The 24,662-nt window shown below is 63.0% G+C and carries 25 protein-coding genes, 1 tRNA gene and 1 riboswitch; of the genes, 8 read left to right on the top strand and 18 right to left on the bottom strand.

The features are described from left to right. Positions 1 to 24 precede the first annotated feature (24 nt). Both J5J09_RS00500 and J5J09_RS00495 read right to left on the bottom strand, forming a co-directional pair. Positions 25 to 855: an aldo/keto reductase gene (locus J5J09_RS00500; protein ID WP_208547774.1), complete on the bottom strand. Its 831-nt coding sequence runs from the start codon at positions 853 to 855 to the stop codon at positions 25 to 27. A gap of 101 nt (positions 856 to 956) precedes the next feature. Next, complete coding sequence (locus J5J09_RS00495) at positions 957 to 1,505, bottom strand: L,D-transpeptidase family protein (protein WP_208547773.1); 549 nt, start codon at positions 1,503 to 1,505, stop codon at positions 957 to 959. Between the two features lie 139 nt (positions 1,506 to 1,644). Here J5J09_RS00495 and J5J09_RS00490 point away from each other — a divergent pair, with 139 nt between their 5' ends. Both J5J09_RS00490 and J5J09_RS00485 read left to right on the top strand, forming a co-directional pair. Then, a complete protein-coding gene (locus tag J5J09_RS00490; RefSeq protein WP_208547772.1) occupies positions 1,645 to 2,328 on the top strand; it encodes a response regulator transcription factor in 684 nt (227 codons plus the stop codon). Between the two features lie 14 nt (positions 2,329 to 2,342). Continuing rightward, positions 2,343 to 2,798: a cyclic nucleotide-binding domain-containing protein gene (locus tag J5J09_RS00485; protein WP_208547771.1), complete on the top strand. Its 456-nt coding sequence runs from the start codon at positions 2,343 to 2,345 to the stop codon at positions 2,796 to 2,798. A 15-nt stretch (positions 2,799 to 2,813) separates the two neighbouring features. On the opposite strand, the gene J5J09_RS00480 is transcribed toward J5J09_RS00485, so the two are convergent. The 6 genes from J5J09_RS00480 to tesB form a co-directional block, all read right to left on the bottom strand. Next, positions 2,814 to 3,617, bottom strand: coding sequence for an exodeoxyribonuclease III (locus tag J5J09_RS00480; protein WP_208547770.1), 804 nt, complete (start codon positions 3,615 to 3,617; stop codon positions 2,814 to 2,816). A 112-nt stretch (positions 3,618 to 3,729) separates the two neighbouring features. Next, entirely contained in the window at positions 3,730 to 4,395 is a 666-nt protein-coding gene (locus tag J5J09_RS00475; protein WP_208547769.1) for an outer membrane lipoprotein carrier protein LolA, read from the bottom strand. A 73-nt stretch (positions 4,396 to 4,468) separates the two neighbouring features. After that, positions 4,469 to 7,147 carry a DNA translocase FtsK gene (locus tag J5J09_RS00470; RefSeq protein WP_208547768.1) on the bottom strand — a complete coding sequence of 893 codons (2,679 nt, stop codon included), beginning with the start codon at positions 7,145 to 7,147 and terminating at the stop codon, positions 4,469 to 4,471. 212 nt (positions 7,148 to 7,359) lie between these two features. Next, positions 7,360 to 8,712, bottom strand: a complete 1,353-nt coding sequence (locus J5J09_RS00465; protein WP_208547767.1) for an ammonium transporter — start codon at positions 8,710 to 8,712, stop codon at positions 7,360 to 7,362. 27 nt (positions 8,713 to 8,739) lie between these two features. After that, a complete protein-coding gene (locus J5J09_RS00460) occupies positions 8,740 to 9,090 on the bottom strand; it encodes a P-II family nitrogen regulator (protein WP_281436198.1) in 351 nt (116 codons plus the stop codon). A 212-nt stretch (positions 9,091 to 9,302) separates the two neighbouring features. Beyond that, positions 9,303 to 10,187 carry an acyl-CoA thioesterase II gene (gene tesB / locus J5J09_RS00455; RefSeq protein WP_208547765.1) on the bottom strand — a complete coding sequence of 295 codons (885 nt, stop codon included), beginning with the start codon at positions 10,185 to 10,187 and terminating at the stop codon, positions 9,303 to 9,305. Between the two features lie 44 nt (positions 10,188 to 10,231). Here tesB and J5J09_RS00450 point away from each other — a divergent pair, with 44 nt between their 5' ends. After that, positions 10,232 to 11,485 (top strand): ubiquinone biosynthesis hydroxylase, encoded by a 1,254-nt coding sequence (locus tag J5J09_RS00450; protein WP_348646473.1) that lies wholly within the window; start codon positions 10,232 to 10,234, stop codon positions 11,483 to 11,485. Positions 11,486 to 11,497: 12 nt separating this feature from the next. On the opposite strand, the gene J5J09_RS00445 is transcribed toward J5J09_RS00450, so the two are convergent. The 4 genes from J5J09_RS00445 to J5J09_RS00430 form a co-directional block, all read right to left on the bottom strand. Next, positions 11,498 to 11,692: a Trm112 family protein gene (locus J5J09_RS00445; RefSeq protein ID WP_208547763.1), complete on the bottom strand. Its 195-nt coding sequence runs from the start codon at positions 11,690 to 11,692 to the stop codon at positions 11,498 to 11,500. A gap of 6 nt (positions 11,693 to 11,698) precedes the next feature. Beyond that, the gene (locus J5J09_RS00440; RefSeq protein ID WP_208547762.1) at positions 11,699 to 12,379 is read right to left on the bottom strand and encodes an LON peptidase substrate-binding domain-containing protein; all 681 of its coding nucleotides are present in this window, start codon (positions 12,377 to 12,379) and stop codon (positions 11,699 to 11,701) included. A gap of 94 nt (positions 12,380 to 12,473) precedes the next feature. Next, positions 12,474 to 13,436, bottom strand: coding sequence for a thioredoxin (gene trxA, locus J5J09_RS00435; protein WP_208547761.1), 963 nt, complete (start codon positions 13,434 to 13,436; stop codon positions 12,474 to 12,476). 56 nt (positions 13,437 to 13,492) lie between these two features. Next, positions 13,493 to 14,014, bottom strand: a complete 522-nt coding sequence (locus tag J5J09_RS00430; protein WP_208547760.1) for a prolyl-tRNA synthetase associated domain-containing protein — start codon at positions 14,012 to 14,014, stop codon at positions 13,493 to 13,495. A 256-nt stretch (positions 14,015 to 14,270) separates the two neighbouring features. Between J5J09_RS00430 and J5J09_RS00425 the strand changes: the two genes are divergently transcribed. Both J5J09_RS00425 and J5J09_RS00420 read left to right on the top strand, forming a co-directional pair. Then, positions 14,271 to 14,345: transfer RNA gene (locus J5J09_RS00425), tRNA-Gly, on the top strand. 159 nt (positions 14,346 to 14,504) lie between these two features. Further along, positions 14,505 to 14,828 (top strand): SMR family transporter, encoded by a 324-nt coding sequence (locus J5J09_RS00420; RefSeq protein WP_208547759.1) that lies wholly within the window; start codon positions 14,505 to 14,507, stop codon positions 14,826 to 14,828. 24 nt (positions 14,829 to 14,852) lie between these two features. Here J5J09_RS00420 and J5J09_RS00415 read toward each other — a convergent pair whose 3' ends face one another. The 5 genes from J5J09_RS00415 to J5J09_RS00395 form a co-directional block, all read right to left on the bottom strand. Continuing rightward, positions 14,853 to 15,872: an aldose epimerase family protein gene (locus J5J09_RS00415; RefSeq protein ID WP_208547758.1), complete on the bottom strand. Its 1,020-nt coding sequence runs from the start codon at positions 15,870 to 15,872 to the stop codon at positions 14,853 to 14,855. A 23-nt stretch (positions 15,873 to 15,895) separates the two neighbouring features. Continuing rightward, positions 15,896 to 17,083, bottom strand: coding sequence for a VWA domain-containing protein (locus J5J09_RS00410; RefSeq protein WP_208547757.1), 1,188 nt, complete (start codon positions 17,081 to 17,083; stop codon positions 15,896 to 15,898). Between the two features lie 6 nt (positions 17,084 to 17,089). Next, entirely contained in the window at positions 17,090 to 17,539 is a 450-nt protein-coding gene (locus J5J09_RS00405; RefSeq protein ID WP_208547756.1) for a GNAT family N-acetyltransferase, read from the bottom strand. Position 17,540: 1 nt separating this feature from the next. Next, a complete protein-coding gene (gene metA / locus J5J09_RS00400) occupies positions 17,541 to 18,464 on the bottom strand; it encodes a homoserine O-succinyltransferase (RefSeq protein ID WP_208547755.1) in 924 nt (307 codons plus the stop codon). 88 nt (positions 18,465 to 18,552) lie between these two features. Next, a riboswitch (SAM riboswitch) is annotated at positions 18,553 to 18,630 on the bottom strand. A 59-nt stretch (positions 18,631 to 18,689) separates the two neighbouring features. Next, a complete protein-coding gene (locus J5J09_RS00395; protein ID WP_208547754.1) occupies positions 18,690 to 19,532 on the bottom strand; it encodes a MoxR family ATPase in 843 nt (280 codons plus the stop codon). A 331-nt stretch (positions 19,533 to 19,863) separates the two neighbouring features. On the opposite strand from J5J09_RS00395, the gene J5J09_RS00390 reads away from it, so the two are divergent. The 3 genes from J5J09_RS00390 to J5J09_RS00380 all read left to right on the top strand — a co-directional run bounded on the left by J5J09_RS00390 (position 19,864) and on the right by J5J09_RS00380 (position 22,846). Next, on the top strand, positions 19,864 to 20,145 hold the full coding sequence (locus J5J09_RS00390) for a cold-shock protein (RefSeq protein WP_208547753.1): 282 nt from the start codon (positions 19,864 to 19,866) through the stop codon (positions 20,143 to 20,145). A gap of 211 nt (positions 20,146 to 20,356) precedes the next feature. Continuing rightward, positions 20,357 to 21,010, top strand: coding sequence for a thiamine diphosphokinase (locus tag J5J09_RS00385; RefSeq protein WP_208547752.1), 654 nt, complete (start codon positions 20,357 to 20,359; stop codon positions 21,008 to 21,010). 3 nt (positions 21,011 to 21,013) lie between these two features. Beyond that, on the top strand, positions 21,014 to 22,846 hold the full coding sequence (locus J5J09_RS00380) for an ABC-F family ATP-binding cassette domain-containing protein (RefSeq protein ID WP_208547751.1): 1,833 nt from the start codon (positions 21,014 to 21,016) through the stop codon (positions 22,844 to 22,846). A 16-nt stretch (positions 22,847 to 22,862) separates the two neighbouring features. Here the strand turns inward: J5J09_RS00380 and J5J09_RS00375 are convergent, their stop codons facing one another. Further along, complete coding sequence (locus tag J5J09_RS00375) at positions 22,863 to 24,641, bottom strand: ABC transporter ATP-binding protein/permease (RefSeq protein ID WP_208547750.1); 1,779 nt, start codon at positions 24,639 to 24,641, stop codon at positions 22,863 to 22,865. Positions 24,642 to 24,662 lie beyond the last annotated feature (21 nt).

The following is a 24,662-nucleotide window of genomic DNA, read 5'->3' as shown; positions in this document are numbered from 1 at the left end:
TCGCCCGATCCTGTCTCACGTGAATCAGAAGGTTGCCGTCTTCGGATCCGGGCCGATGCGGGCGTCCTTGCTGTCCAGAGCATCCAGCGCTGCGATGTCGGCGGCCGGGAGGCCGAAATCGAAGACCTGGAAGTTTTCCCGAATGCGCGACGGCGTCACCGATTTCGGGATCACCACGAGGCCCTTCTCTATGTGCCAGCGGATGATCACCTGCGCCGGCGTGCGGCCGAGGCGCGTGGCGATCTTGCCGATGACCGGGTTGTTCAGGAGCTTGCCCTGGCCGAGCGGGCTCCAGGACTGGGTGGCGATGGCGTGCTTCTCATGGAAGGCGCGTGCGGTCTTCTGCTGGAAATCCGGATGCAGCTCGATCTGGTTGATGACAGGCACGACGCCGGTTTCGCCAACGATCTTCTCGATGTGCTCCGGATAGAAGTTCGATACGCCGATCGACTTGACGCGGCCTTCCTCCTTGAGCTTCACGAAGGCCTTCCAGGTGTCGACGAACAGGCCGCGGTTCGGCGACGGCCAGTGGATCAGGTAGAGATCGACATAGTCGGTGCCAAGCCGCTTCAGGCTGGCATCGAAGGCCTTCAGCGTCTGGTCGTAGCCCTGGTCGCCGTTCCAGAGCTTGGTGGTCAGGAAGATGTCGCCGCGGGAAACGCCCGACTGGCGGATGCCTTCGCCGACGCCTTCCTCGTTTTCGTAGACGGCGGCGGTATCGACGTGGCGGTAACCGGCATCGAGTGCCGCCTTCACGGCAGGCGCCGCCTCGTCGTTCGGCGTCTGCCATACGCCGAGGCCGACCTGCGGGATGGCGTTGCCGTCATTAAGGGTGATCATGGGTTGATCGGTCATGTGAAACATCCTTCGTGAAACGGAAAAGAACAAAGGCCGGGCCGGGCGGCCGGCAATTCTGCATTCCCTACATAGGTAGTCCGGGCGGGCATGGAAGGGCATTACAGGACGATCAGCCGCGTGCCCTTCGTCAGTTTCGGCAGCAGGCGCTGCATGTCCCTGAACGAGATCGCGACGCATCCTTCTGTCGGAGAATAGTCCGGGCGCGCGATATGGAAGAAGATGGCGGAGCCGCAACCGCGCCGGCGGCTTGCGATGTTCCAGTCAAGCACGATGCAGATGTCATAGAGATGATCGGAACGCCGGAGCTTCTCATGACCGGCGGGAAAGGGCGCTTTGACCGGCCTATTGTAGGCAGGATGACGTGGATCGTCGCACCACAGCATGTTGGGACGGATGCGTTTCACAGGGAGTTGCGACAGCAGGGCGAGCCGTCGCTCGCCGCGACGATAGGCATCCAGAACCGGCATGGCCGCCCTCGGTGTGGCGCCATCTCCTTCGCGCTTGCGGCTGGTGATGCCGGAGCGGCCAAGCGCCGCCGGCAAACGGAGGCTGCCGAACTGCAAAATCGCGCGGCACCTGTCACGCGGGGCCGTCCTGACGACGATCGGCGTCGGCTTGCCCTTGATACCGTGCGGTTTCCGCCCCATTTCGCTCACGAGATTTTGCTTTGCCTGTGAATTGGAGTGTATTCATAGCACCGCACCAAGAGCAACACGCTATTGTGTTCTGGTCGTGCCACGGAACGGCATGCGAAGTCCGGCCGGGCAGACAAGGGAGTTAAACGAGATGACCGCGCGTACCATTCTTCTGGTCGATGACGATGACGATCTCCGCGGCACGCTGGTGGAGCAACTCTCGCTCTATGAGGAATTTTCCCTGATGGACGAGGCCAACGCCACCAAGGCGATCCAGGCGGTCAGGACCGGGCAGGTCGACCTGATGATCATGGATGTGGGCCTGCCGGATATGGACGGTCGCGAGGCGGTCAAGCTTCTCAGGAAGAACGGCTTCAAGGCGCCCGTGATCATGCTGACGGGACATGATACCGATTCGGACACGATCCTGGGGCTGGAGGCGGGTGCCAACGATTATGTGACGAAACCCTTCCGGTTCGCGGTGCTGCTTGCCCGCATCCGCGCGCAGTTGCGCCAGCACGAGAACAGCGAGGATGCGACGTTCGGCGTCGGGCCGTATATCTTCAAGCCCAGCCAGAAGCTGCTGACGACGGAAGACGGCAAGAAGATCCGCCTCACCGAAAAGGAGGCCGCGATCATTCGTTACCTCTATCGCGCCGGCCAGAAGGTCGTGACACGCGACGTCTTGCTGGAAGAAGTCTGGGGCTATAACTCCGGCGTGACGACGCACACACTCGAGACGCATGTCTATCGTCTGCGGCAGAAGATCGAGCGCGATCCCTCGCGCGCGGAGATTCTGGTCACCGAAAACGGTGGCTACAAGATCATACCCTGACAGGAGGCTGCCGGATGGCGCTCAACGACGACATAGCGCTGCTGGCTGCGGTTCCTCTTTTTCAGGGCCTTGATCGCGAGCAGTTGCGGCTGATCGCCTTTGGCGCGGAGCACCGGCGGGTCAAAGCCGGCGAGGTGCTGTTCCAGGAGCGCGCGCCGGCGGAGAGCGCCTATATCGTCGCCGGCGGCAGGTTCGAGCTTTCCAGAAAAGGTCGGGATGGCGGCAAGGTCATCGAGAGCGTGGTCGGCGAGGGAACGCTTCTCTCCGAGCTTGCGCTTGCTACGATGGTGGAACGGAAATTCACGGCCGTAGCGCTCGAGGAAGGCGACGTGATCCGGATCACGCGCGCGCTCTTTCATCGCCTGATCGAGGAGTATCCCGAGATGGCGCGCACCGTCGAAAACCGTATCCGTGAAACGATCGCAGCGCTCGCGCAACAGGCGTCGGCCCTACAGCATCGTTTCCAGTAGCGCCGAACGTCCGATTCAAAGATCGAAGGTGGCGGTGACGGGGACGTGGTCCGACGGCCGCTCCCAGCCGCGCGCTTCGCGCAGGATCTCAATGTCTTGCAGCCTCGGTCCGAGGTCCGGCGATGACCAGATATGGTCAAGCCTGCGGCCCCGGTCCGCAGCGGCCCAGTCCTTGGCGCGGTAGCTCCACCAGGTGTAGATCTTCTCGGAGGGATCGACGTTCTGTCGCATGAGATCCACCCAGTTTCCAGCCCGGATGATTTCCATCATGCCCTCGGTCTCGACCGGCGTGTGCGAGACGATCTTCAGCATCTGCTTGTGCGACCAGACGTCGTTTTCAAGCGGCGCAATGTTGAGATCGCCAACGAGAATTGACGAGGTGTCGGCCTCGGCATCCGAACGCAGCACCTTCATCTCCTCGACGAAATCCAACTTGTGGCCGAATTTCGGATTGATGGTCCGGTCCGGCTCGTCGCCGCCGGCCGGGACATAGAAATTGTGGAGCCGAATGCGCCGGCCGCCGCGTTCGAAAATCGCGGAGATATGGCGCGCATCGCCGACGCCGCAGTAATTGTGCCTGTAGTCCTCCGTCAGCGGCAGCTTCGAGATGGTCGCGACACCGTGATAGCCCTTCTGGGCGTGCAGGATGATGTGCTCGTAGCCGAGGGCCCTGAACGCGTCGGCCGGAAACTGGTCTTCCAGGCACTTGATCTCCTGCAGGCAGAGAATGTCCGGATTCTTCAGTTTCAGGAAGTGTTCGACGATGGGAAGGCGAAGCCGTACCGAATTGATGTTCCAGGTGGTCAGGGAAAAAGCCATGCGCCGACAGTCCATACGCTATCAAAGATGCGGCGGAACTTAACGGGGGATGCGGCGCAAAGCCAGAGCCGGGCCGGCAAAACGCGGGCCGGCGCCTGGTTATCCCTTGTCGTCAGCCGCCGCGCTTGTGGACGTCGGCATAGGGGACCTCGAAGACGCGGGCATCGAAGTTCACGCCGGTCTGGACGTTGAAGATCATGACCGTGGTGTCCTTGGCCTGCGCGTCGGTGATGGTCCACTGGCGCAGTTCGAAGGTCTTCGGGTCGAACATCAGGGTGATGGTCGAATCGCCGAAGATCGTCCGGTCGCCGAGCACGATCGTCGTCAGGTCGGCCTCCTGCTTGACGCCGCGGACCATCTGGTGATTGAGGTCGATGCGGTCGGAGAGAAGCAGGCTGAGCGGTGTCTTCGACAGCGGATAGATGTCCCAGGTCTTCAGCTTCATGTTGCCGATCACGACGTTGCGGCCATCCGAGATGACGCGCATCGGCGAAGGGTTCTCGTAGTTGAAGCGCAGCTTGCCGGGGCGCTCGATATAAAACTTGCCGCCGGTCTGCTCGCCGCGCGGGCCGAACTGGACGAACTCGCCCATCATCGTCTTCACCGAGGAGAAATGGTCTGCGACCCTCTGCGCTTCTTCCGGCGGACCCGAGGCGGCGAGCGCCATCGGCGCGTTCAGCCAGAGGCAGGCACCAGCCGCGGCCGCGCCGGCGACAAAGGCACGGCGCGAGATCGGTGACAGGGCTGAACCCGGGCGGAACTTGCTGTTGGCGGTCATTCGATTCTCCTTTGCTAGCCTCTCATGGGCGAAAATCGCGGCGTCTTCGTGACGCGCATTTTTCGCCCGCGGCCTATCGTTCGATAATGTCGCTTTCGGTCGGCACGAGGATTTCCCGCTTGCCGGCGTGGTTGGCCGGGCCGACGAGGCCTTCCTTCTCCATCCGCTCGATGATCGAGGCGGCGCGGTTGTAGCCGATGCCGAGCCTGCGCTGGATATAGGATGTCGAGGCCTTTCCGTCACGCAGGACGACGGCGACTGCCTGATCGTAGGGATCATCGGATTCCGACAGGTTCGACGTGCCGGCCGGGCCGCCGCCTTCATCCTCGTCGTCGTCATCGATGGTGATCGCATCGAGATATTCCGGCGCGCCCTGGGTCTTGAGGTAGGCGACGATTTCCTCGACCTCGTTGTCGGAGACGAAGGGGCCGTGGACGCGCTGGATGCGGCCGCCACCGGCCATGTAGAGCATGTCGCCCATGCCGAGCAGCTGTTCGGCGCCCTGCTCGCCAAGGATGGTGCGGCTGTCGATCTTGGACGTCACCTGGAAGGAGATGCGGGTCGGGAAGTTCGCCTTGATCGTACCGGTGATGACGTCGACCGAGGGACGCTGGGTCGCCATGATCACGTGGATCCCGGCGGCGCGGGCCATCTGCGCCAGACGCTGGACGGCACCTTCAATATCCTTGCCGGCGACCATCATCAGGTCGGCCATTTCGTCGATGATGACGACGATGTAGGGCATCGGCTGGAGATCGAATTCCTCGGTCTCGTACATAGCTTCGCCGGTCTGGCGGTCGAAACCGGTCTGTACGGTGCGCGTCAGCACTTCGCCCTTGGCGATGGCCTGCTCGACGCGGGAATTGAAGCCGTCGATATTGCGAACGCCGATCTTCGACATCTTCTTGTAGCGTTCCTCCATCTCGCGCACGGTCCACTTCAGGGCGACGACCGCCTTTTTGGGATCGGTGACGACCGGCGAGAGCAGGTGGGGAATGCCGTCATAGATGGAAAGTTCCAGCATCTTCGGGTCGATCATGATCAGGCGGCACTTCTCCGGCGGAAGCCGGTAGACGAGCGACAGGATCATGGTGTTGATGGCGACCGACTTACCGGAGCCGGTGGTACCGGCGACGAGGAGGTGCGGCATCTTGGCGAGGTCGGCGATCACGGGTTCGCCACCGATCGTCTTGCCGAGCGCCATCGCGAGTTTCGCCTTGTTGGTCTCGAAATCGCGCGAGGCGACGAGTTCGCGGAGGTAGACGGTCTCGCGCGACTGGTTCGGCAATTCGATGCCGATGGCATTGCGGCCCGGCACCACGGCGACGCGCGCGGCGATCGCGCTCATGGAGCGGGCGATGTCGTCGGCAAGGCCGATGACGCGGGAGGACTTGATGCCGGGGGCGGGTTCCAGTTCGTAGAGCGTCACTACCGGGCCGGGGCGGACGTGGATGATCTCGCCCTTGACGCCGAAGTCTTCCAGCACACCTTCGAGCATGCGGGCATTCTGCTCCAGTGCGTCCTTCGACAGCGTCGCGTCGCGCGCAACGGCCTTGGGTTCGGCCAGGAGGTGCACCGAGGGGAGCTGGAAGCCTTCCGGCCGGATCAGCGAGCCCTGGGCCTCCCGTTCCACGCGGGCGCCCGGTTTGGGCCGCGCGGCCGGCGCCACCACGCGTGGGCTTGCGCGTTCGTCGGCCGCTCTTGCACGGATGGTCGGTTTCACCTCGTCGAGGTCATCGTCGTCATCGGAGAGGATACCGGCCGGCAGGGGCATATCGTCGACGTCGAACGGCGGATCGTCGTCGAAGCGCGGTGCTGCACGGGTGGCGGATGGCGGTGCGGCGATGATCGGTTTCGGCCGGACGCGGGCGGGCTCGGGCGCGATGTCGAGGCCGGCGTCAAGCGAGGGCTCGTGGATCATGCGGGCACGATGCGGCGGGTCGAAGTGGTCGGCGTCGTCCTCGTTGAAATCGTAGGGCTGGTCGAAGTCGTCCTGGGGGCGGGACTTCATGCCGAACAGACGGCGCAGGCGGGCGCGCGCGGTGTACCAGCCATGGGTCATGGCGCCGAGCGCCAGGGAGCCGAAGGCAAAACCTTCCGCCTCGTCGTCGTCGAGCCGCGGTTCCTCGCGGCGTCTCGGCGCAGCATGGCGGGGAACGAGATCTTCCTCGCGCGGCTCGTTGCCGATCAGGCCGGACGCAAACAGCATGAGCCACAGGGTCGGAAGGGCGAACAGGGATCCGATCACCAGACCGGCCGTGCCGGTCGGATAGGCGCCGATGAAGAGTGCCGGGAAACGCAGAAGCATGTCGCCGAGAACGCCACCGGTGCCATTCGGGATCGGCCAGGTGGCCGGCGGCGGCACGCAGCCGACCAAGGCGGCCGCTGTCAGGGAGCCCAGAACCCAGGTGCCGACCCGGGCGGGAAGCCGGTAGATGCGTCGGCCGGCGATGAGGGCGAGCGACCAGGCCAAGACCGGCAGCAGCGCCAGAACGCTCGCAAGGCCGAGGAACTGCATCATGATGTCGGCGAAGGCGGCACCCGGCCGTCCGAGAATATTCGTCGGCTCGTTGCTGGTGGCGTAGGAAAAGCTGGGGTCCGCGACGTTCCAGGTCGCAAGGGCGGCGACGGCGAGCATCAACAGGAGGAAGATCGCGAAGCCTCCGAGCGCCAGCAACTGCCGGATGACGAATGCGCTCAGCGCGAAGCGGTTGGAGTGATCCTCCACGTGGGCCGAATGGCTTCTGCTCATGGTCCTGCCTTGACTTGTACTCGGAGCGCGCGTTTCGGGCACGCCTGAACAAGGCGGACAGACCGAAACCGGTCGGTAGTCTAGGTCGCCCAGGGTTAATGTCGCATTAACCATGGAGCGTCCGGCGGCGACGGCAACGAAAAAAGCCCGGACCTTGCGATCCGGGCTTCGTTGAAGGTCGAGCCGCGCCGGCCAGCCGGCGCGATCGTCTATTACGAGTGGTAAGCGGCTTCGCCGTGGGAGGCGAGGTCGAGACCTTCGCGCTCGGCTTCGACCGGAACGCGCAGGCCGACGATGATGTCGGTGATCTTGTAGAGGATCACCGAGCCGATGCCGCACCAGACGATCGTGACGAGGACCGCGTAGAGCTGGGTCATGAACTGGCCGCCCATGGTAACGCCTTCGGCATAGCCGATGCCGCCCAGCGAGGACGAGGCGAAGATGCCGGTTGCCAGCGCGCCGAAGAAGCCACCGACGCCATGAACGCCGAAGACGTCAGCGGTGTCGTCGTAACCGAACTTGTTCTTGATCACCGAGATGAAGAAGTAGCAGATCGGCGAGACGAGCAGACCCATGATGATCGCGCCCATCGGACCGGCAATACCGGCAGCGGGCGTGATGGCAACGAGGCCGGCAATCATGCCCGAAGCGGCGCCGAGCATAGAGGCCTTGCCGCGGGTGAAGCTTTCGACAACGACCCACGATACGATCGCAGCAGCCGTGGCGATGAAGGTGTTGACGGTTGCGAGCATCGCGCCGCCGGAAGCCTCAAGGTTGGAGCCGGCGTTGAAGCCGAACCAGCCGACCCAGAGCATGGCCGCACCGACGAGGGTGAGGGTCATGGAGTGCGGAGCCATCATGTCCTTGCCGTAGCCGGTACGCTTGCCGACCATGATCGCGCCGATGAGACCTGCAACACCTGCGTTGATGTGAACGACGGTGCCGCCGGCGAAGTCGAGAGCGCCCCAGCCGAAGAGAAGGCCGTTTGCGTCCCAGACCATGTGGGCGATCGGGAAGTAGACGAACGTGACCCAGAGAAGGCAGAACAGAACCGACGCGGAGAACTTGATGCGTTCCGCGAAGGCGCCGACGATCAGCGCCGGGGTGATGGCGGCGAAGGTCATCTGGAAGAGGATGAAGATGAACTCCGGAATGACGGCGTCCGAGAAGGTCGCAGCCGTGGAATCCATGGTGACGCCGGACAGGAACAGCTTGGCCGTGCCGCCGAAGAAGGCGTTGGTCGAGCCGCCGAAGGCGAACGAGTAGCCGTAGATGACCCAAGCGAGCATGATCGCCGCGCCGACGACCGTGCACTGCATCAGAACGGACAGCATGTTCTTGGCGCGGACCAGGCCGCCGTAGAACAGGCCGAGGCCCGGCATCAGCATGAACAGCACCAGGATGGTGCAGAGGAACATGAAGGCGGTATCGCCCTTGTCCGGAACCGGAGCGGCGGCCACGGCTTCAGCGGCTGCCGGTGCGGCTTCCTGCGCGAAGGCGATGGCCGGGGCCAGCAGCGCAGCGCCGGCGGCGCCGAGGGTTGCGGAAAACTTGGTGAATGACATCAGAAATGACTCCCCTTACAGCCGTCTTCAAAGAGCTTCGGAATTGGTTTCGCCGGTGCGGATGCGCACGGCCTGGTCGATCGAGTAGACGAAAATCTTTCCGTCGCCGATCTGGCCGGTCTTGGCGGCGGAGGCGATCGCTTCCACGGCCTTGTCGACCATCTCGCCGCCGACGGCGATCTCGATCTTCAGTTTCGGCAGAAAGCTGACGGCGTATTCGGTGCCGCGATAGATTTCGGTGTGCCCCTTCTGGCGCCCATAGCCCTTGACCTCCGTCACGGTCAGGCCCTGGATGCCAACCGCGGTGAGGGCTTCGCGCACCTCGTCGAGCTTGAACGGCTTAATAATGGCCATCACAATCTTCATCTGGTTTCCCATCCTTTGCTTATCTTCGGCACGGGGCCGACTCTCCGGCCGCTGGCGATCAATTCAGCAGCGACTGGCGAGATACATTCAAAGGGCGTGCCAGATTCGAATGGCGTAATAAGTTATTGAAAAGTAAAGGTTATAAATGATGCTGCCAAGAAAGAGGCAGTTGAACGGGCGATAAGCGGGCGAAATTTGGGCAGTTTTGCGATTCTGCCTATAAATTACGCATTTGCCTTTTTGCGGATCAACCCTTCCTGGGCCACCGAAGCGATCAATACGCCGGAGCGGCTATAGATGCTTCCCCGGGTCATTCCGCGCCCGCCCGATGCGCTTGGGCTGTCCTGAGTGTACAGAAGCCAGTCGTCGAGGCTGCAGGGGCGATGGAACCACATCGCGTGGTCGAGGCTGGCGACCTGCAGGTCCGGATCGAAGATCGACGTGCCGTGCGCGTAGAGCGAGGTGTCGAGCAGTGTCATGTCGGAAAGGTAGGCCAGAACAGCCGCTTGAAGGGGGCGATCATCGGGCACCGGGCCAGTCGTCCGCACCCAGATATTCGCCTGCGGTGCCAGCTTCTCCCTGGAGATGTAGTGCGCCATCGATGTCGGGCGGAATTCGACCGGGCGTTCGCGTCCCCAATATCGCTTCACGTTCTCCGGCGCCTCGGCCAGGAACAACTTCTGGAATTCCTGTTCGTCCATCAGGCTGTCGGGCAGCGTGACCTCAGGGATATCGACCTGGTGCTCGAAACCCGGCTCGTCGAGCTGGAACGAGGCGGACATGGAGAAGATAGCCTTGCCATGCTGGATGGCCACAACCCGACGGGTGGTGAAGCTGGCGCCGTCCCTGATGCGCTCCACCTGATAGACAATGGGAATCGATGGATCGCCTGGCCGCATGAAATAGGCATGCAGGGAATGAACGAGGCGATCCGGCTCGACGCAGCGCTGCGCGGCAACCAGCGCCTGGGCGATCACCTGACCACCGAACACCCTCTGCCAACCAACCTTGGGGCTACGTCCGCGGAACAGATTTTCCTCAAGCTTTTCAAGGTCCAGCGTGACGAGGAGCTGATCCATGGCGGCGGACCTTGCATGTGGCTGCGACATTTTAATAGGCGTTCCGGTTCTAGGATGTGGTCTGAGACTGTTCTATATACCGACCAGAGGTCGAAACAAAGGACGAGGACAGCGACATGCCGGACATGATCATCGTCGGAGGCGGATATGTGGGTCTGGCGGCCGCCGTCGCCGTCAAGCAGGCGGCGCCGCATCTGTCCGTCGAGGTCATCGAGGCGGCGCCCGCCGGCGTATGGCGAAACGATCCGCGCGCGTCCGCCATTATCGCCGCGGCGACCCGCATGTTCGAGGTTTTCGGGCTCTGGGACGAGATCGAACCGGAGGCGCAGCCGATCAACCGGATGATCGTCACCGATTCGAAGACAGGCGATCCCGTGCGTCCAGTTTTCCTGACGTTCGACGGGGCGATCGAGGACGGCCGCCCCTTTGCCCACATGATCCCCAACACCGCCATGGTCGGCGCCTTGCTGGGCGCCTGCGAGCGGCTCGGCATATCCGTGCGCAACGGGGTCCGCGCCGCCGAGTTTTCGGCCGGGTCGGCGAGTGCCAAGCTCATGCTGTCGGACGGGGAAACCCTTGAGGCCCGCCTCGTGGTCGCCTGCGATGGGGTACGGTCGAAACTGCGCGATATGGCAGGGATCAAGACCGTCAAATGGCAATACGGCCAGTCCGGCATCGTCACCACGGTCGAGCATGAGCGGCCGCACGAGGGAACGGCGGAGGAACACTTCCTGCCCGCCGGCCCGTTCGCAATCCTGCCGCTCAAGGGCAACCGGTCCTCGCTCGTCTGGACGGAGCGGACCGAGGATGCAGACCGGCTGGTGGCCTCCGACGATCTCGTGTTCGAGGATGAACTGGAACGTCGGTTCGGCCACAAGCTCGGCGCGCTGAAGGTGGTCGGCAAGAAGCAGGCCTTTCCGCTGGGGCTGACGCTGGCGCGCGCCTTCGTCGCACCGCGCCTGGCGCTGGCCGGCGATGCGGCACACGGCATCCACCCGATCTCGGGCCAGGGTCTCAACCTAGGCTTCAAGGACGTGGCGGCGCTTGCGGAAACGGTGGTCGAGGCGGATCGCCTGGGTCTCGACATCGGCGCGCTGGATGTGCTGGACCGCTACCAGACCTGGCGCCGTTTCGATACCTTCCGGATGGGTGTGACGACCGATGTGCTGAACCGGCTGTTCTCGAACGATTTCGGTCCGCTCAGGGTGCTGCGCGACATGGGTCTGGGTGTGGTCGACCGTATCCCGGCGCTGAAGTCCTACTTCATTTCGGAGGCGGCCGGAACGTCCGGCCCGGCGCCCAGGCTGCTCGCCGGCCAGGTGCTCTGAGACGCTGCCGCGTCAATCGTCGATCTTGCGGGCCTCCGACACCAGCATGATCGGGATGCCATCGCGAATAGGGTAGGCGAGCCTCGCCTTCTCGGACACCAGTTCATTGGCCTCGCGGTCGTGGTGAAGGCGGCCCTTGGTCAGCGGACAGACGAGCAGGTCGAGCAGTTTGGTGTCGACGCCGCCCTTGCCGAGGTCCGTGTCCATGTTACCTCACTGCAGAATATTGTCGGCGTCGCCGAAATTGCGGGCGAGCACGATTTCGGTGATGGCGATCAGCGTTTCCGCCCTGGTCTTCAGGTCCGGCGCCTCCAGCAGGGCCTGCTTCTCGGCCGGACCGAAGGGTGACATCATCGAGAGGGAATTGACGAGGGTGAGGTTGCTCGCCCGTTCGACGCTCTCCCAGTCGGCCTCAAGCTTGTTGGCCATCAGGTAGGCCCTGAAGGCGGCCAGCAGCGCCGTACGGTTGACGGTCGCTTCCTCGTCCTCGCAGGTCAGGTCGGAGATGAAGGGAACGATCCGGAACGTGCGATAGGGTTCGCTTTTCGTCGTTTCATCGAGAAGCCGGAAACGGCAAATGCCGCTGAGCGAGATAATGTAGCGCCCATCTCCGGTCTCCGAGAGCGCGGTGATGCGGCCGATGCAGCCGACGGTCGCGAGCGGAGGACGCTGCGACGCGGTCTCGCCTTCCGACGTTTCGGTGAGAGAGGGTTGCACCATGCCGATCAGCCGGTCCGTGGCGATCGCGGCATCTATCATCGCCAGATAGCGGGGCTCGAAAATGTTCAGCGGGAGCTGGCCGGCGGGCAAAAGGAGCGCACCGCCCAGCGGAAAGACCGGCAGTGTCTCCGGGAGATCATCGGCGCCCAGATAGCGTGCGTTTCCGACTTGCATCCTGTTTACGTCCTTTCGGCTCCGGGGACCGAGCCGTACCGTCCCATCGTCCTGTCACCACGCAGGTCCCATCGCTAGATAGGGTGCCGCTGCGTCACGAGAAGAGGATGGACGACAGCTTTCGCCGCGCCGCGATCGTGGCAGGGTCCTTCGGTCCCCAGGCGTCGAAGAATTCGAGCAACTGGCGGCGCCCGCCGTCGTCGTCGAAGGTGCGGTCGCGCTTCATAATCAGCAAAAGGTGGTCGGCCGCCTCGTCGCGCTTGCCCTCGACATTGCGGATCTTGGCGAGTTTCATGCGCGATTCGTGGTCGTCGGGGTTCAGCGCCAGGGCGTGCTCGAGAGCCGCGGGATCGCCGAGCTTGCGGGCTTCCTCATAGAGCTCGAGCTTTTTCCTGACCGCCTGGACCGCCGGATCGTTCGCCAGCTCTTCCGGCGCGTTGGCCAGCAATTCGCTGGCGCGCGCGTGCTGGTTGGCGGCGATCATGCATTCGGCCATGCCGGCATAGGCGCCGGCATTCTGAGGGTCTGCCTGGAGGACGGCACCGAAAAGCTGGGCAGCCTCCTGCACAGCACCTTCCGCAAGAAGCGTGCGGGCTTCCTCGAGCGCTCCCTCGATCTCGGCCGCGCCGGCGTCACCGGCATCGGGACCGGCGATACGGTCGATGAATTGACGTACCTGGCTTTCGGGAACCGCGCCCATGAAGCCGTCGACCGGGCGGCCATCGACGAAGGCGACGACTGCGGGGATCGACTGGATGCCGAGCTGGCCTGGAATGGAGGGATGGTCGTCAATGTTGAGCTTGACGAGCTTAACCCGGCCGCCGGCCTCGTTTACGACCTTCTCGATCACCGGTGCGAGCTGCTTGCAGGGGCCGCACCATGGTGCCCAGAAATCGACCAGAACCGGCTGCCGTCGGGATTCTTCCATCACGTCCTTGGCAAAGCCGGCCGTGGTGGTGTCCTTCACGTGGCTTGCGCCCGCAGCAGCCGCCGGTGCCTCTGAGAATCGAGCCTGGGCCGTCATCTGGCCGCCGTAGGGGTTGTTGCTGTCGCTCATGATGGTCTCCCGGTGTTCGTTCGGCCGCGGCCGGCTGTTGCCGCTAAGATCGTATGTCAGGCCGTGACTTTCAAGACAAGCGGGGTGTGACCCGTCGCCTCCATGAAGCGAATAAGATCGTCGCGGGCGATCGAGGTGGTGGCGTCGTTGGAGAGCGGATGGCAGTTGATGATCTCCTCCCGCATCAGATCGGCATCGAGCACGAAGGTCACGTTGTGGCCGGTGTCGTTGATCGCGCCGAAGGCGGTGACAGAGCCCGGAATGACGCCGAGATACTCCATCAGCTTTTCCGGTTTTCCGAATGACACCTTGCTGGCCGCGCCGATCAGCGTGTGCACGGTCTTCAGGTCGACGGACGCGTTTTCCTCGACCGTCAGAAGGAAGAAGTTGTCCTTCTTGTCCTTCACGAACAGGTTCTTCGTATGGCCGCCGGGAATTTCGTCGCGCAGCGAGACCGATTCGGCGACGGTGAAGACCGGGGGATGGTGCTTCGTCTTGTGGCTGATCCCGAGGTCGTCGAGGAAGCGGAAGAGATCCTCGGCTGTCTTCGGAGGGATGGTTTCGCTGGTGTCGGTCATTCTCGTTCCTTCGGCCTGCTACATCAGCGCTTCCGGAAGGAGGCGCGTGGAGGTGATACGATCCGCGAGCGCGGTTGGCAATCATTGGCGTGCCCCATTTTCCGGGCGTTTGCCGGGACTTTTCGGACCAATGAATTTTTTCTCCGCGGATTCGTCATTTCCCTGTTGCATTTGAAAAAGGACTGCGCCATATAGCGCCCGTCGCCGCAACGCGGTGACCTTCGATCCACCGACTACCCCCGGATCGTCGCTGTGAGCGGGTGTAGCTCAGGGGTAGAGCACAACCTTGCCAAGGTTGGGGTCGAGCGTTCGAATCGCTTCACCCGCTCCAATTTTCCTCCGGATCTTCTGATGGAAAACGCGCCTCCGACGACGTCGGATGTCGTTGATCCCGCGTTCGGAAACCCTACATTATCTTGTGCGAGGCCACGTCCTCCCCCTTCAAGGGCAGATGTCCGGGACGGCCCGGTTGCTTGACCGGGAGAAAATCGTGGCCTGGATCTATCTTTTCGCCGCAGGACTGCTCGAAATCCTGTGGGCCTTCTCCATGAAACAGTCGGACGGTTTTACGCGCGTCGTTCCCACGCTGGTGACGGTCGCGGCGATGATCGTGAGCTTTGCGCTGCTGTCGCTTTCCATGCGCAGCCTGCCGCTCGGGACCGCCTATACCATCTGGACCGGCGTCGGCGCCGTCGGCGCCTTTACCGTCGGGATCGCGGTGCTCGGCGAGCCTGCTGGTCTTGTCCGCATACTCGCCGCCGTCCTGATCATCAGCGGGCTGGTGCTGATGAAACTCGCCAGCCCGTCGCACTAACTCGGCCCCGGTGTCGCCTGTTCGTCAGGTCTTCGAGAAGACGTAGTCGGTTTCCTGGCGGAGAACTTCGCCGGGCCGCAGGATGGCGTTCGGGAAATTCTCGTGATTGATGGCGTCCGGCCAGATCTGTGTTTCAAGGCAGAAGCCAGCGAAGGGGCCATATTTGCGGCCTTCGAGGCCGGGGACAGGGACGTCGAGATAGACGCCTGCGTAGAACTGCACGCCGGGTTCGGTGGTCAAGACCTCCATCGACACGCCGGAATTGATGCTGCGGGCAAGCGCGACGCTGCGCTTTTCCTGCCGCTCGGCGGAGAGGCAGAAATTGTGGTCGTAGCGGACCTGGGCGTCGCCGTCGAAGCGCTTCATCGGCGTCAGCTTGCGAAAGTCGAAGGCGGTGCCCTCCACCGGCTTCATCTCGCCGGTCGGAATGAGCCTGTCGTCGACCGGGAGATAGTGATCGGCGGCGATCATCAGATCGTGGCCCAGCGCGTCGTCGTGGCCGTCGAGGTTGAAATAGCTGTGCTGGCAGATATTGGCGAGCGTCGGTGCGTCGGTCGTGCTTTCGTAGACAACCGACAGCGTTCCCTCGGGCTTCAGGTGATAGGTCGCCCGGACCGTGCAGTTGCCGGGATAGCCGGCGCGGCCATCGGGGTCGGTAATCTCAAGGACGACGCGATCCTTCGCGAGGTTGGCGATCGTCCAGTTGCGCACCGCGATGCAGTCGCTGCCGCCATGCAGGTGGCCGTAGCCGCCTTCGTTCAGTTCAAGCTGGTAGCTCTTGCCGTCAAGCGTGAAGCGTCCGCCGGCGATGCGGTTCGAGCAGCGGCCGGGAGTCGCGCCGAAGTAGGGGGAGTGCTTCAAGTAGGCGTCCAGCGTGTCGAAGCCGAGCACCAGCGGCGCGTCGTGACGGGCGAGGCGCAGATCCTGGATCACGGCGCCCCAGGTGAGGATCGATGCCGTGAGCCCGCCGCCTTCGAGACGCACGCGCCCGACGGTTTCGCCTGAGGGCGTTGTGCCAAAGGTTTCGATGGAGGGTCTGCTCATGCGGGTTCTCCCAGAATTTTTGTTCAACGCGACAGCTCGCGCGCCGCCGTTTCCAGGCCGCCGAGCGTCAAGGGAAACATGCGGCCGTTCATCAGCGACCGTATCATGCCGACCGATGCCGTATAGCCCCAATAGTCCTCGCGCAACGGATTGAGCCAGAGGCATTTGCGAAAATGGCCGGTCAGCCGGTTCAGCCATGCCGCGCCCGGTTCGATGTTCCAGTGCTCGACCGAGCCGCCGGGCTGGCTGACCTCGTATGGGCTCATGGCGGCGTCGCCGACGAGGATCACGCGGTAGTCCGGGCCATAGGTGCGGATGAGGTCGTCGGTGGCGATCGTATCGACCTGGCGGCGGCGGGCGTCGGTCCAAACGCGTTCGTAGAGGCAATTGTGGAAGTAGAAGTAGTCCATGTGGCGGAATTCGGCGCGGGCGGCCGAGAACAGTTCCTCGACGCCGCGGACGTGATCGTCCATCGAGCCGCCGATGTCGAAGAACATCAGGAGCTTGACGGCGTTGCGACGCTCGGGGCGCGTCTTGACGTCGAGATAGCCGTGCTCCGCGGTCGAGCGGACCGTACCATCCAGATCGAATTCCTCGGCGGCGCCTTCGCGGACGAAGCGGCGCAGCCTACGCAGGGCCACCTTGATGTTGCGGGTGCCGAGTTCGACGGTGTCGTCGAGATTGCGGAACTCGCGTCTGTCCCAGACCTTCACGGCGCGGCGGTGGCGCGAGCCATCCTGGCCGATGCGCACACCTTCGGGATTGTAGCCATAGGCGCCGAAGGGCGAGGTGCCTGCCGTGCCGATCCATTTCGAGCCGCCCTGATGCCGGCCTTTCTGTTCCTCGAGCCGCTGGCGCAGCGTTTCCATCAACTTGTCGAAGCCACCCAGCGACTCGATGAGCGCCTTGTCCTCGTCGGAGAGGTGTTTCTCGGCGAGCTTGCGCAGCCAGTCCTCGGGGATGTCCGTCGGCTCGATCCCCTCGCTACTGCCGGACAGGGCCTCGAGGCCGCCGAAGATTTCCGAGAAGACGCGATCGAACCGGTCGATGTGGCGCTCGTCCTTGACCAGCGTCGCGCGGGCGAGAAAATAGAAGGCCTCGACGTCGAAATCGGCGATGCCGGTGCGCATGCCTTCCAGCAAGGCGAGGAATTCTCGAAGCGTCACGGGGACGCCTGCCTCCTTCAGCCTGAGGAAGAACGGGACGAACATCGAGGCCTAAAAGTTTTGCTGGTAGACGATGAAGGGTGTCTTTTCCGCGATGCGGTCGTAGAGGCGGCGGGCGGTCGCGTTGAACTCCTGCGTCATCCAGTAAACCTCCTTCGACCCTTCCGCCTGTGCCTTCTCGTAGACGGCCTCGATCAGCGCGCGGCCGATCCCCACGCCCCTAACGTCCGGATCGGCAAACAGATCCTGAAGATAACACACATTGTCGATATGCCAGCAGGAGCGGTGGAAGAGATAGTGCGCGAGCCCCACCGGCTTTCCGTCGACGAGGGCGAGAAGGCCGCGATACTCGTTGGCGCCGCCGCCCATGAGGCGAGCGAAGGTGGAGGCGTAAATCTCCTCGGGAAGTTCGGTCTCGTAGAAGGCGAGATAGGCCTTCCACAGGCGACGCCACTCGGCTTCGTCGGCCGCCTGGAGCGGTCGTATTTCCGGATCCGTCATGTCAAACTCCGTTGCCGATCTCGTTCAGGTCGTAAGGCGTCGTCTGGTAGATTTCGTTGATCCAGTTGCCGAACAGCAGATGCGCATGACCGCGCCAGCGATTGAGCGGCGTCAGGGTGTCGTCGTTGTGCGGGAAATAGTTGTGCGGAAGCTTGATGGGAATTCCCGCCGACTTGTCGCGGAAATACTCGTCGCCCAGAGAGGTCGAGTCGTATTCGATGTGATTGAACATATAGAGCCGGTTCGCCCGTTTCTCGTGGACGAGGCAGACGCCCATCTCGTCCGATTCGAGCAGGATTTTCAGGTCCGGCACCTTTTCGATCTCGGCGCGGCGCACCTCGGTCCAGCGCGAGACCGGCACCTGGAAGTCGTCGGAGAAACCGTTGAGATAAACGGACGACGGCGCGAGATTGCGGTGCCGGTAAACCCCGAACGCCTTTTCCTTCAGGGTGTGCTTTGGCACGCCGTTGAAATGATAGATCGCGGCCATGGCGCCCCAGCAGACATTCATGGTCGAATGCACATTCGTCGTGGTCCAGTCGAGGATCTGCTCGAGCTCCGGCCAGTAGGTGACCTCCTCGAACGGCAGCGTCTCGACCGGAGCGCCGGTGATGATGAAGCCGTCGAACTTGCGGTCCTTCACCTCGTCCCAGGTCTGGTAGAAGGACAGAAGGTGCTCCTCGGGCGTGTTCTTGGCCTTGTGGCCGCCGATGCGCACCAGGGACAGCTCCACCTGCAGCGGCGAGGCGCCGATCAGGCGGGCGAACTGGATCTCGGTCTTGATCTTGTTCGGCATGAGATTGAGCAGGCCGATCTGGAGCGGGCGGATATCCTGACGGACGGCCACCGTTTCGGTCATCACCCGCACGCCCTCGTGAACAAGGGTTTCAAAGGCGGGCAGCGTATCGGGTATCCTGATCGGCATGTTCTTCGACTTTCCTTGCCATGGCGGTCCAGACCGCGCATACAAAAACACCGGCGGCTTCTTCATCGCCACCGGTCCTCGGAAAGTCTTCGAACTTGCCTCGGCCATTTAGCGACTTGTTTAACGTGGCTGCAAGCCGGCCGGCCAAATCACCACGAGGAGAGGCTGATTTACGCCCGTCCGGCGCGCGAATCAACGAAAAACGTTGCCGCAGTGCGGTCGTGGTTACCGGTTTTCGCGCCTGGCCATGAAGGCCAGCCGCTCGAAAAGATGCACGTCCTGCTCGTTCTTCAGGAGCGCGCCGTGGAGCTTCGGCAGGGCCTGCCTGGCGTCGCCACGCAGATCGGCGGGATCGACTTCGTCGGCGACCAGCAGGCGAATCCAGTCGAGCGCTTCGGACGTCGATGGCCGTTTTTTCAGCCCCGGCGTCTCGCGGATTTCGTAGAAGCGGGTGAGCGCGTTGCGCAGAAGGTCACTTCGGATGCCCGGATAATGGACGTCGACGATACGGGCGAGCGTATCGGCATCGGGAAAGCGGATATAGTGGAAGAAGCAGCGGCGCAGGAAGGCGTCCGGCAGTTCCTTTTCGTTGTTGGAGGTGATGATGACGATCGGACGCACTTCCGCCTTCACGGTCTCGCCGGTTTCGTAGACATGGAACTCCATGCGGTCGAGTTCCTGCAGCAGGTCGTTGGGAAACTCGATGTCGGCCTTGTCGATCTCGTCGATCAGCAGCACGACCTTGCGGCCTGCTGCGAACGCCTGCCAGAGCTTGCCCCTGCGGATGTAGTTGGCGACGTCATTGACCCGCTCGTCACCCAGCTGGCTGTCGCGCAGGCGCGAGACGGCGTCGTATTCGTAGAGACCCTGCTGGGCCTTGGTGGTCGACTTGATGTTCCACTCGATGACATCGAGGCCGAGGGCTTTTGCGACCTGCCGGGCGAGTTCGGTCTTGCCGGTGCCGGGTTCGCCTTTCACCAGCAGCGGTCGCTCCAGCCGGATCGCGGCGTTGACGGCGACCATCAGATCCTTGTCGGCGATATAGTCGGCGGTACCGTTGAACTGCATTGTATCCGAGCCTCGTTCGTTTCCGGCTGAAACCTAGTGACGCGGTGCCTAGGGTGCAAGCGGGACGCCCCCGATCCGTGTCCCAGATAAAGCTTGCGTTTTGGCTGCGATCTGACAGGCTGATAGCTATGAATGCCGATGCATGTGCGTCTGCAAATGCCCCGTTCCGCAAGGACGGATCACGGGCGACGGGTAATGCCGATCTTCTCCATCACTGACGTTCGCCGGCTGGACACACCGTGCGGCTGACAATTCTCGATCGACAGGGTTCGCTCGCGCCCGTGTCGATGGAGGCTGGTCCGGCAGCGGCCGGCCTCACCCAGGAGATTCCATGACCAAACATATTTACTCCATCGGCGACATGGTGGTTCTGAAAGACGGTCCGATCCGTCTTTCCCGCAGCGACGGCGCCTGCAAGGTATTGGCAAGGCTGCCTGAGACCGGGGGAAGCCGACAATACCGCGTGCGGTTCGCTAGCGAGAGCTTCGACCGTTGCATCGCAGAAGCCGATATCGATCCCAGCCGCAGCAAGGCATCCGCCCGGGCACCGGCTCCGTCAAGCAAGGAAAACAAGTCATGGCTAAAGGCCAGCAGCGTTCGAACCGCGAAGTGAGGAAACCGAAACAGGACAAACCCAAGGCCTCCAGCGCCCCGGTTTCAACCTTTACGACGCAGATCAAAAGTGCCGAGGCGTCCGCACCCAAGAAACGTTAAGCCCGGCAGGCCCGGCGAGACTGTCCGGGTCACCTCTTACCGTGCATCGCGGCACTTTTGCCCCGCATTCGTCTTTCCCTTTTGCGCCGAGATGCGCTAAGGGCAGGCGCATGACATCGACTTCGTTCACCCTTCTTCTCGGCGGACATCTGACCATCACCGATCGCCTCCGGTCGTTGACCGAGGGGAGCCGGGTGATCGCCGCCGATAGCGGCATGCGTCATGCGGCAGGCCTCGGCGTGACACCGGAACTCTGGGTCGGGGACTTCGACAGCAGCGATGCGGATCTCATCAAGCAATTCCCGACTGTCGAGCGGCGAACCTATCCTGCTGCCAAGGCCGCGACCGACGGGGAAATCGCCGTCGCCGAAGCGATCGCGGCCGGTGCGACACGGCTGATCTTCGCCGGCGCTCTTGGCGGGGAGCGATCCGACCATGCGTTGCAGCACTATCTGAACGCGCTTGGTCTTGCCGAAGACGGGTATGAAGTGGTGCTGACCTCCGGCGAGGAAGAGGCCTATCCCTTTGCCGACGGTAGCGAACTCATGCTCGAATTGCCACGGGGCGCCCTGTTTTCAGTGCTCGGTTTCACAGCGCTGGAAGGACTGACGATCCGCAACGCGCGGTATCCGCTTCAGGATTTCAACCTGACCTTCGGGTCGTCGCGGACGATATCCAATGTCGCCGAGGGTCCGATCTCGCTCTCCCTTTCCCGTGGCCGGGCCATGCTGCTCGCCCGCCCCTATGATCTTTCCGGAGTCTAGCCCTTGGCACCTCCCATCCTGAAACTCGACGACATCCAGCTTTCCTTCGGCGGCACGCCGTTGCTCGCCGGCGCCGGCCTCCAGGTGGAGCCGGGCGACCGCATCTGCCTTGTCGGCCGTAACGGCTCAGGCAAATCGACGCTGATGAAGATCGCGGCCGGCATGGTGGAGGCGCAGTCGGGCGAGGTGTTCCGCCATCCCTCGTCGACGATCCGCTATCTGGAGCAGGCTCCCGATTTCGACGGCTATTCCACGGTGCAGGCCTATGCGGAAGCAGGGCTCGGGCCGGGCGACGATCCGTACCGGGTGACCTATCTCCTCTCGCATCTCGGCCTTACCGGCGAAGAAGACCCGAAGAGCCTTTCCGGTGGAGAGGCGCGTCGGGCGGCGCTTGCGAGGGTGCTGGCACCGGAGCCGGATATTCTTCTGCTCGACGAGCCGACCAACCACCTGGACTTGCCGACGATCGAATGGCTGGAAGGGGAATTGCAGCAGAGCCGCAGCGCGCTGGTTCTGATCTCGCACGACCGGCGCTTTCTGGAGAAGGTGTCGACGGCGACGGTCTGGCTCGACCGCGGGCTTTCCCGGAGACTCGACAAGGGGTTCGGCCATTTCGAGGAATGGCGCGACAAGGTGCTGGAAGAAGAGGAAATCGAGCAGCACAAGCTCGGGCGCCAGATCGAGCGCGAGGAACACTGGCTACGCTATGGCGTCACCGCGCGGCGCAAGCGGAACATGCGCCGGCTCGGAAACCTCCAGGATCTCCGTGCCCAGTATCGCGGCCACAAGGGGCCGCAGGGCACGATCCAGGCTTCGGTTGCCGAGGGCAGGGAAAGCGGCAAGCTCGTCATCGAGGCCGACAAGATCACCAAGGCCTATGGCGAGCGGACGATCGTTGCACCATTCTCGATCCGCGTCCATCGGGGCGACTGCATCGGTCTCGTCGGCCCGAACGGTGCCGGCAAGACGACGCTCCTGAAGATGTTGACGGGGCAACTTGAGCCGGACGGCGGCACGATCAAGCTTGGCACCAATCTTGAGATCGCCGTCCTCGACCAGAAGCGCGAGGATCTGAACCTCGAGGACACGCTGGCGCACTACCTGACGGACGGGCGCGGCGAGAACCTGTTGGTCAATGGCGAGCAGAAGCACGTGACCGGCTACATGAAGGACTTTCTGTTCCAGCCGGAGCAGGCCCGTACGCCAATCAAGAATCTCTCGGGCGGCGAGCGCGCCCGGCTGATGCTGGCGCGGATCATGGCGAAGCCTTCGAACCTTCTGATCCTCGACGAGCCGACCAACGACCTCGACATCGAGACGCTCGACCTGTTGCAGGAAATCGTTGCCGGATACCCGGGCACGGTCATTCTCGTCAGCCACGACCGCGACTTCCTCGACCGGACCGTGACATCGACCATCGCGCCGGCCAATCCGGAGGAGCCCGACGGTCGCTGGATCGAATATGCCGGCGGCTATTCCGACATGCTGGCCCAGCGCAAGGGCGCCGAGGACGAGCGGAAGCGGGCGGAAAAGGCCGAGAAGGCAAAAGCCCAAGAGGCCTCCGGCGGCAAGCCCACCGAGACCGGCTCGAAGGGCAAGGGCAAGCTTTCCTACAAGCAGAAATTCGCGCTCGAAAACCTGCCGAAGGAGATGGAAAAGGCGGAAGCCGAGATCGCCGCGCGTGAGGCGAAGATGGCCGATCCGAACCTCTTCACGAAGGACCCGGCGACCTTCAACCGGCTTGCAGCCGAGATGGAAAAGCTGCGGGCGGACATCACCCGCATGGAAGAGGAATGGCTTGAGCTCGAAATGCTGCGCGAGGAGTTGGAGGGTTGACGGCCCCGGCCGTCGGTCACGGTGCCGTCGGCAGTTTTTCCAGATGCAGGAGCTTCGGCGATAGCGCCTCGTTGAAGGCCGCGGAACGGCCGATATAGATCAGGGTCGAGTCGGACAAGTCCTGCATCACGCCGACGAGCCGGCCCACCGTTTCCGGTTCCAAGCCTTCCAGGACTTCCTCAAAGACGATCCAGCGGGGACGTCGTAGCAGAAGGCTGGCAAAGGCAAGTTCGGCCTGTTCATCCTTGTCGAGCTGCCGGTCCCAGCGGTTACGCTCGTCGAGCCGGCTCGAGAGATTGGCGAGGCCGACGCGCGTCAGCGCCGCGACCATATCCGTATCGCTGAAATCCGCCGAGGGTGCCGGATAGACCAGCAGACTGCGCAGTTTTCCTTCGGGCAGATACGGCTGTTGCGGAACGAAGTGGATCGCTTCCCCTTCCGGCAGGCGGATCATGCCGGTGCCATCGGTCCAGAGCCCGCCGAGCGCGTTGAACAGCAGTTTCCGGTTGATGCCCTGGTCGCCATTGATCATCACGCGGTCGCCGGACCGGATCACGGCATCTTGCTCATGCAAGCGAAAGCCGGTTTCGCAGCCGGATGTGGTGGGTCGAGCGCAGACTTCCAGCCGTTCTATGGCGAGACTGTCGGTCGGACCGGTCTCAAGGACAATTGATGTCTTATCTGAGACGTCGCCGTCGAGGCTCGTCAACGCGGCGCGGAAGACCGTGACACGCATCAGCGCGGCCTGCCAGTCAGCGATCTGACCGAAATTGTCGACATACCAGCGCAGCGCCGAATAGACCTGCGTGAAGGCCGCCGCGGCCATCATCAGCCCGCCGAACGTGATCGTGCCGGCGAAATAGGCCGGCGAGGCGATGAGGATCGGGACCACGATCGCCAACCAGCCAAAGCCGGCCGTTACCCAGGTAAGGTTGGTGAGCGCGAGCGCCAGACGGCGAATGGTGGCCAGCACCGTGTCTATGGTTTCGTGGATATGGCGACGCTCCGTCTCGCCTGCCCTTGCCAAGGTGATCGCCTCGAGATTTTCGTTGGCGCGCATCAGGGCGAAACGCAGATCTGCTTCTTTCGCATATCGCTCGGCGTTGAGCCGCGACAGGCTGCGGCCGACGAGTTGGCTGAGAAGGGCGGCCGCCGTGGCATAGAGCAGCGCACCCCACACGAGATAGCCGGGAATAGCAAAGCTGCGGCCGTCGACGTGGAAGACGAAGTCGTTGGACAGCGTCCACAGGACGCCGACGAAGGAGGCGAGCAGGATCGTCGACTGCACGAGGCCGATCGCCAGCGATGCGGTCATCTCGGCCAACTTGCGCGCGTCCTCGTGCAGTCGCTGATCCGGATTGATGCCGAGCGGGCTTGAGACAGAAAGGCGGTAGGCGCGCCTGTCGGTCAGCCACTGGTCGACGACATCGCGGGAAAGACCTTCACGCATGGACAGCGCCGTCATTTGATTGAGCCAGGTCTGGATGACGTTGAGCAGCAGGAGGCAGCCGGCGATCACCGCGAAATTCTGCAGTTCCTTGATGAAGGCGGGAAGATCGCGTCGTTCGAGCGCATTGTAGAAAGGCGCGTTCCACTGGTTCAGCAGCACCGTGCCATAGGCGGTCAGCAGAATGACGCCGAGGAGGGCGATCGCGAAGCCGATGATCCGGTTGCGGGAGGCCGATTGCCAGAAACTGTCGGCGGCTATTTTCAACTGGCGGCCAAAGCTCAGCTCCATGCTGGCCGCTGTCGTATCTGTGGTGGCTGTCACTGCTGCAAGGTCTGAAATCCGCATGCGTCCCGTCTCGGTGATGAT

Origin of the sequence: Ciceribacter sp. L1K22 (genome assembly GCF_017599385.1) — a bacterium.
Taxonomy (GTDB): domain Bacteria; phylum Pseudomonadota; class Alphaproteobacteria; order Rhizobiales; family Rhizobiaceae; genus Allorhizobium.
Note: the sequence above shows the minus strand (reverse complement) of the source record. Positions and strands in the feature narration are given on the sequence as shown.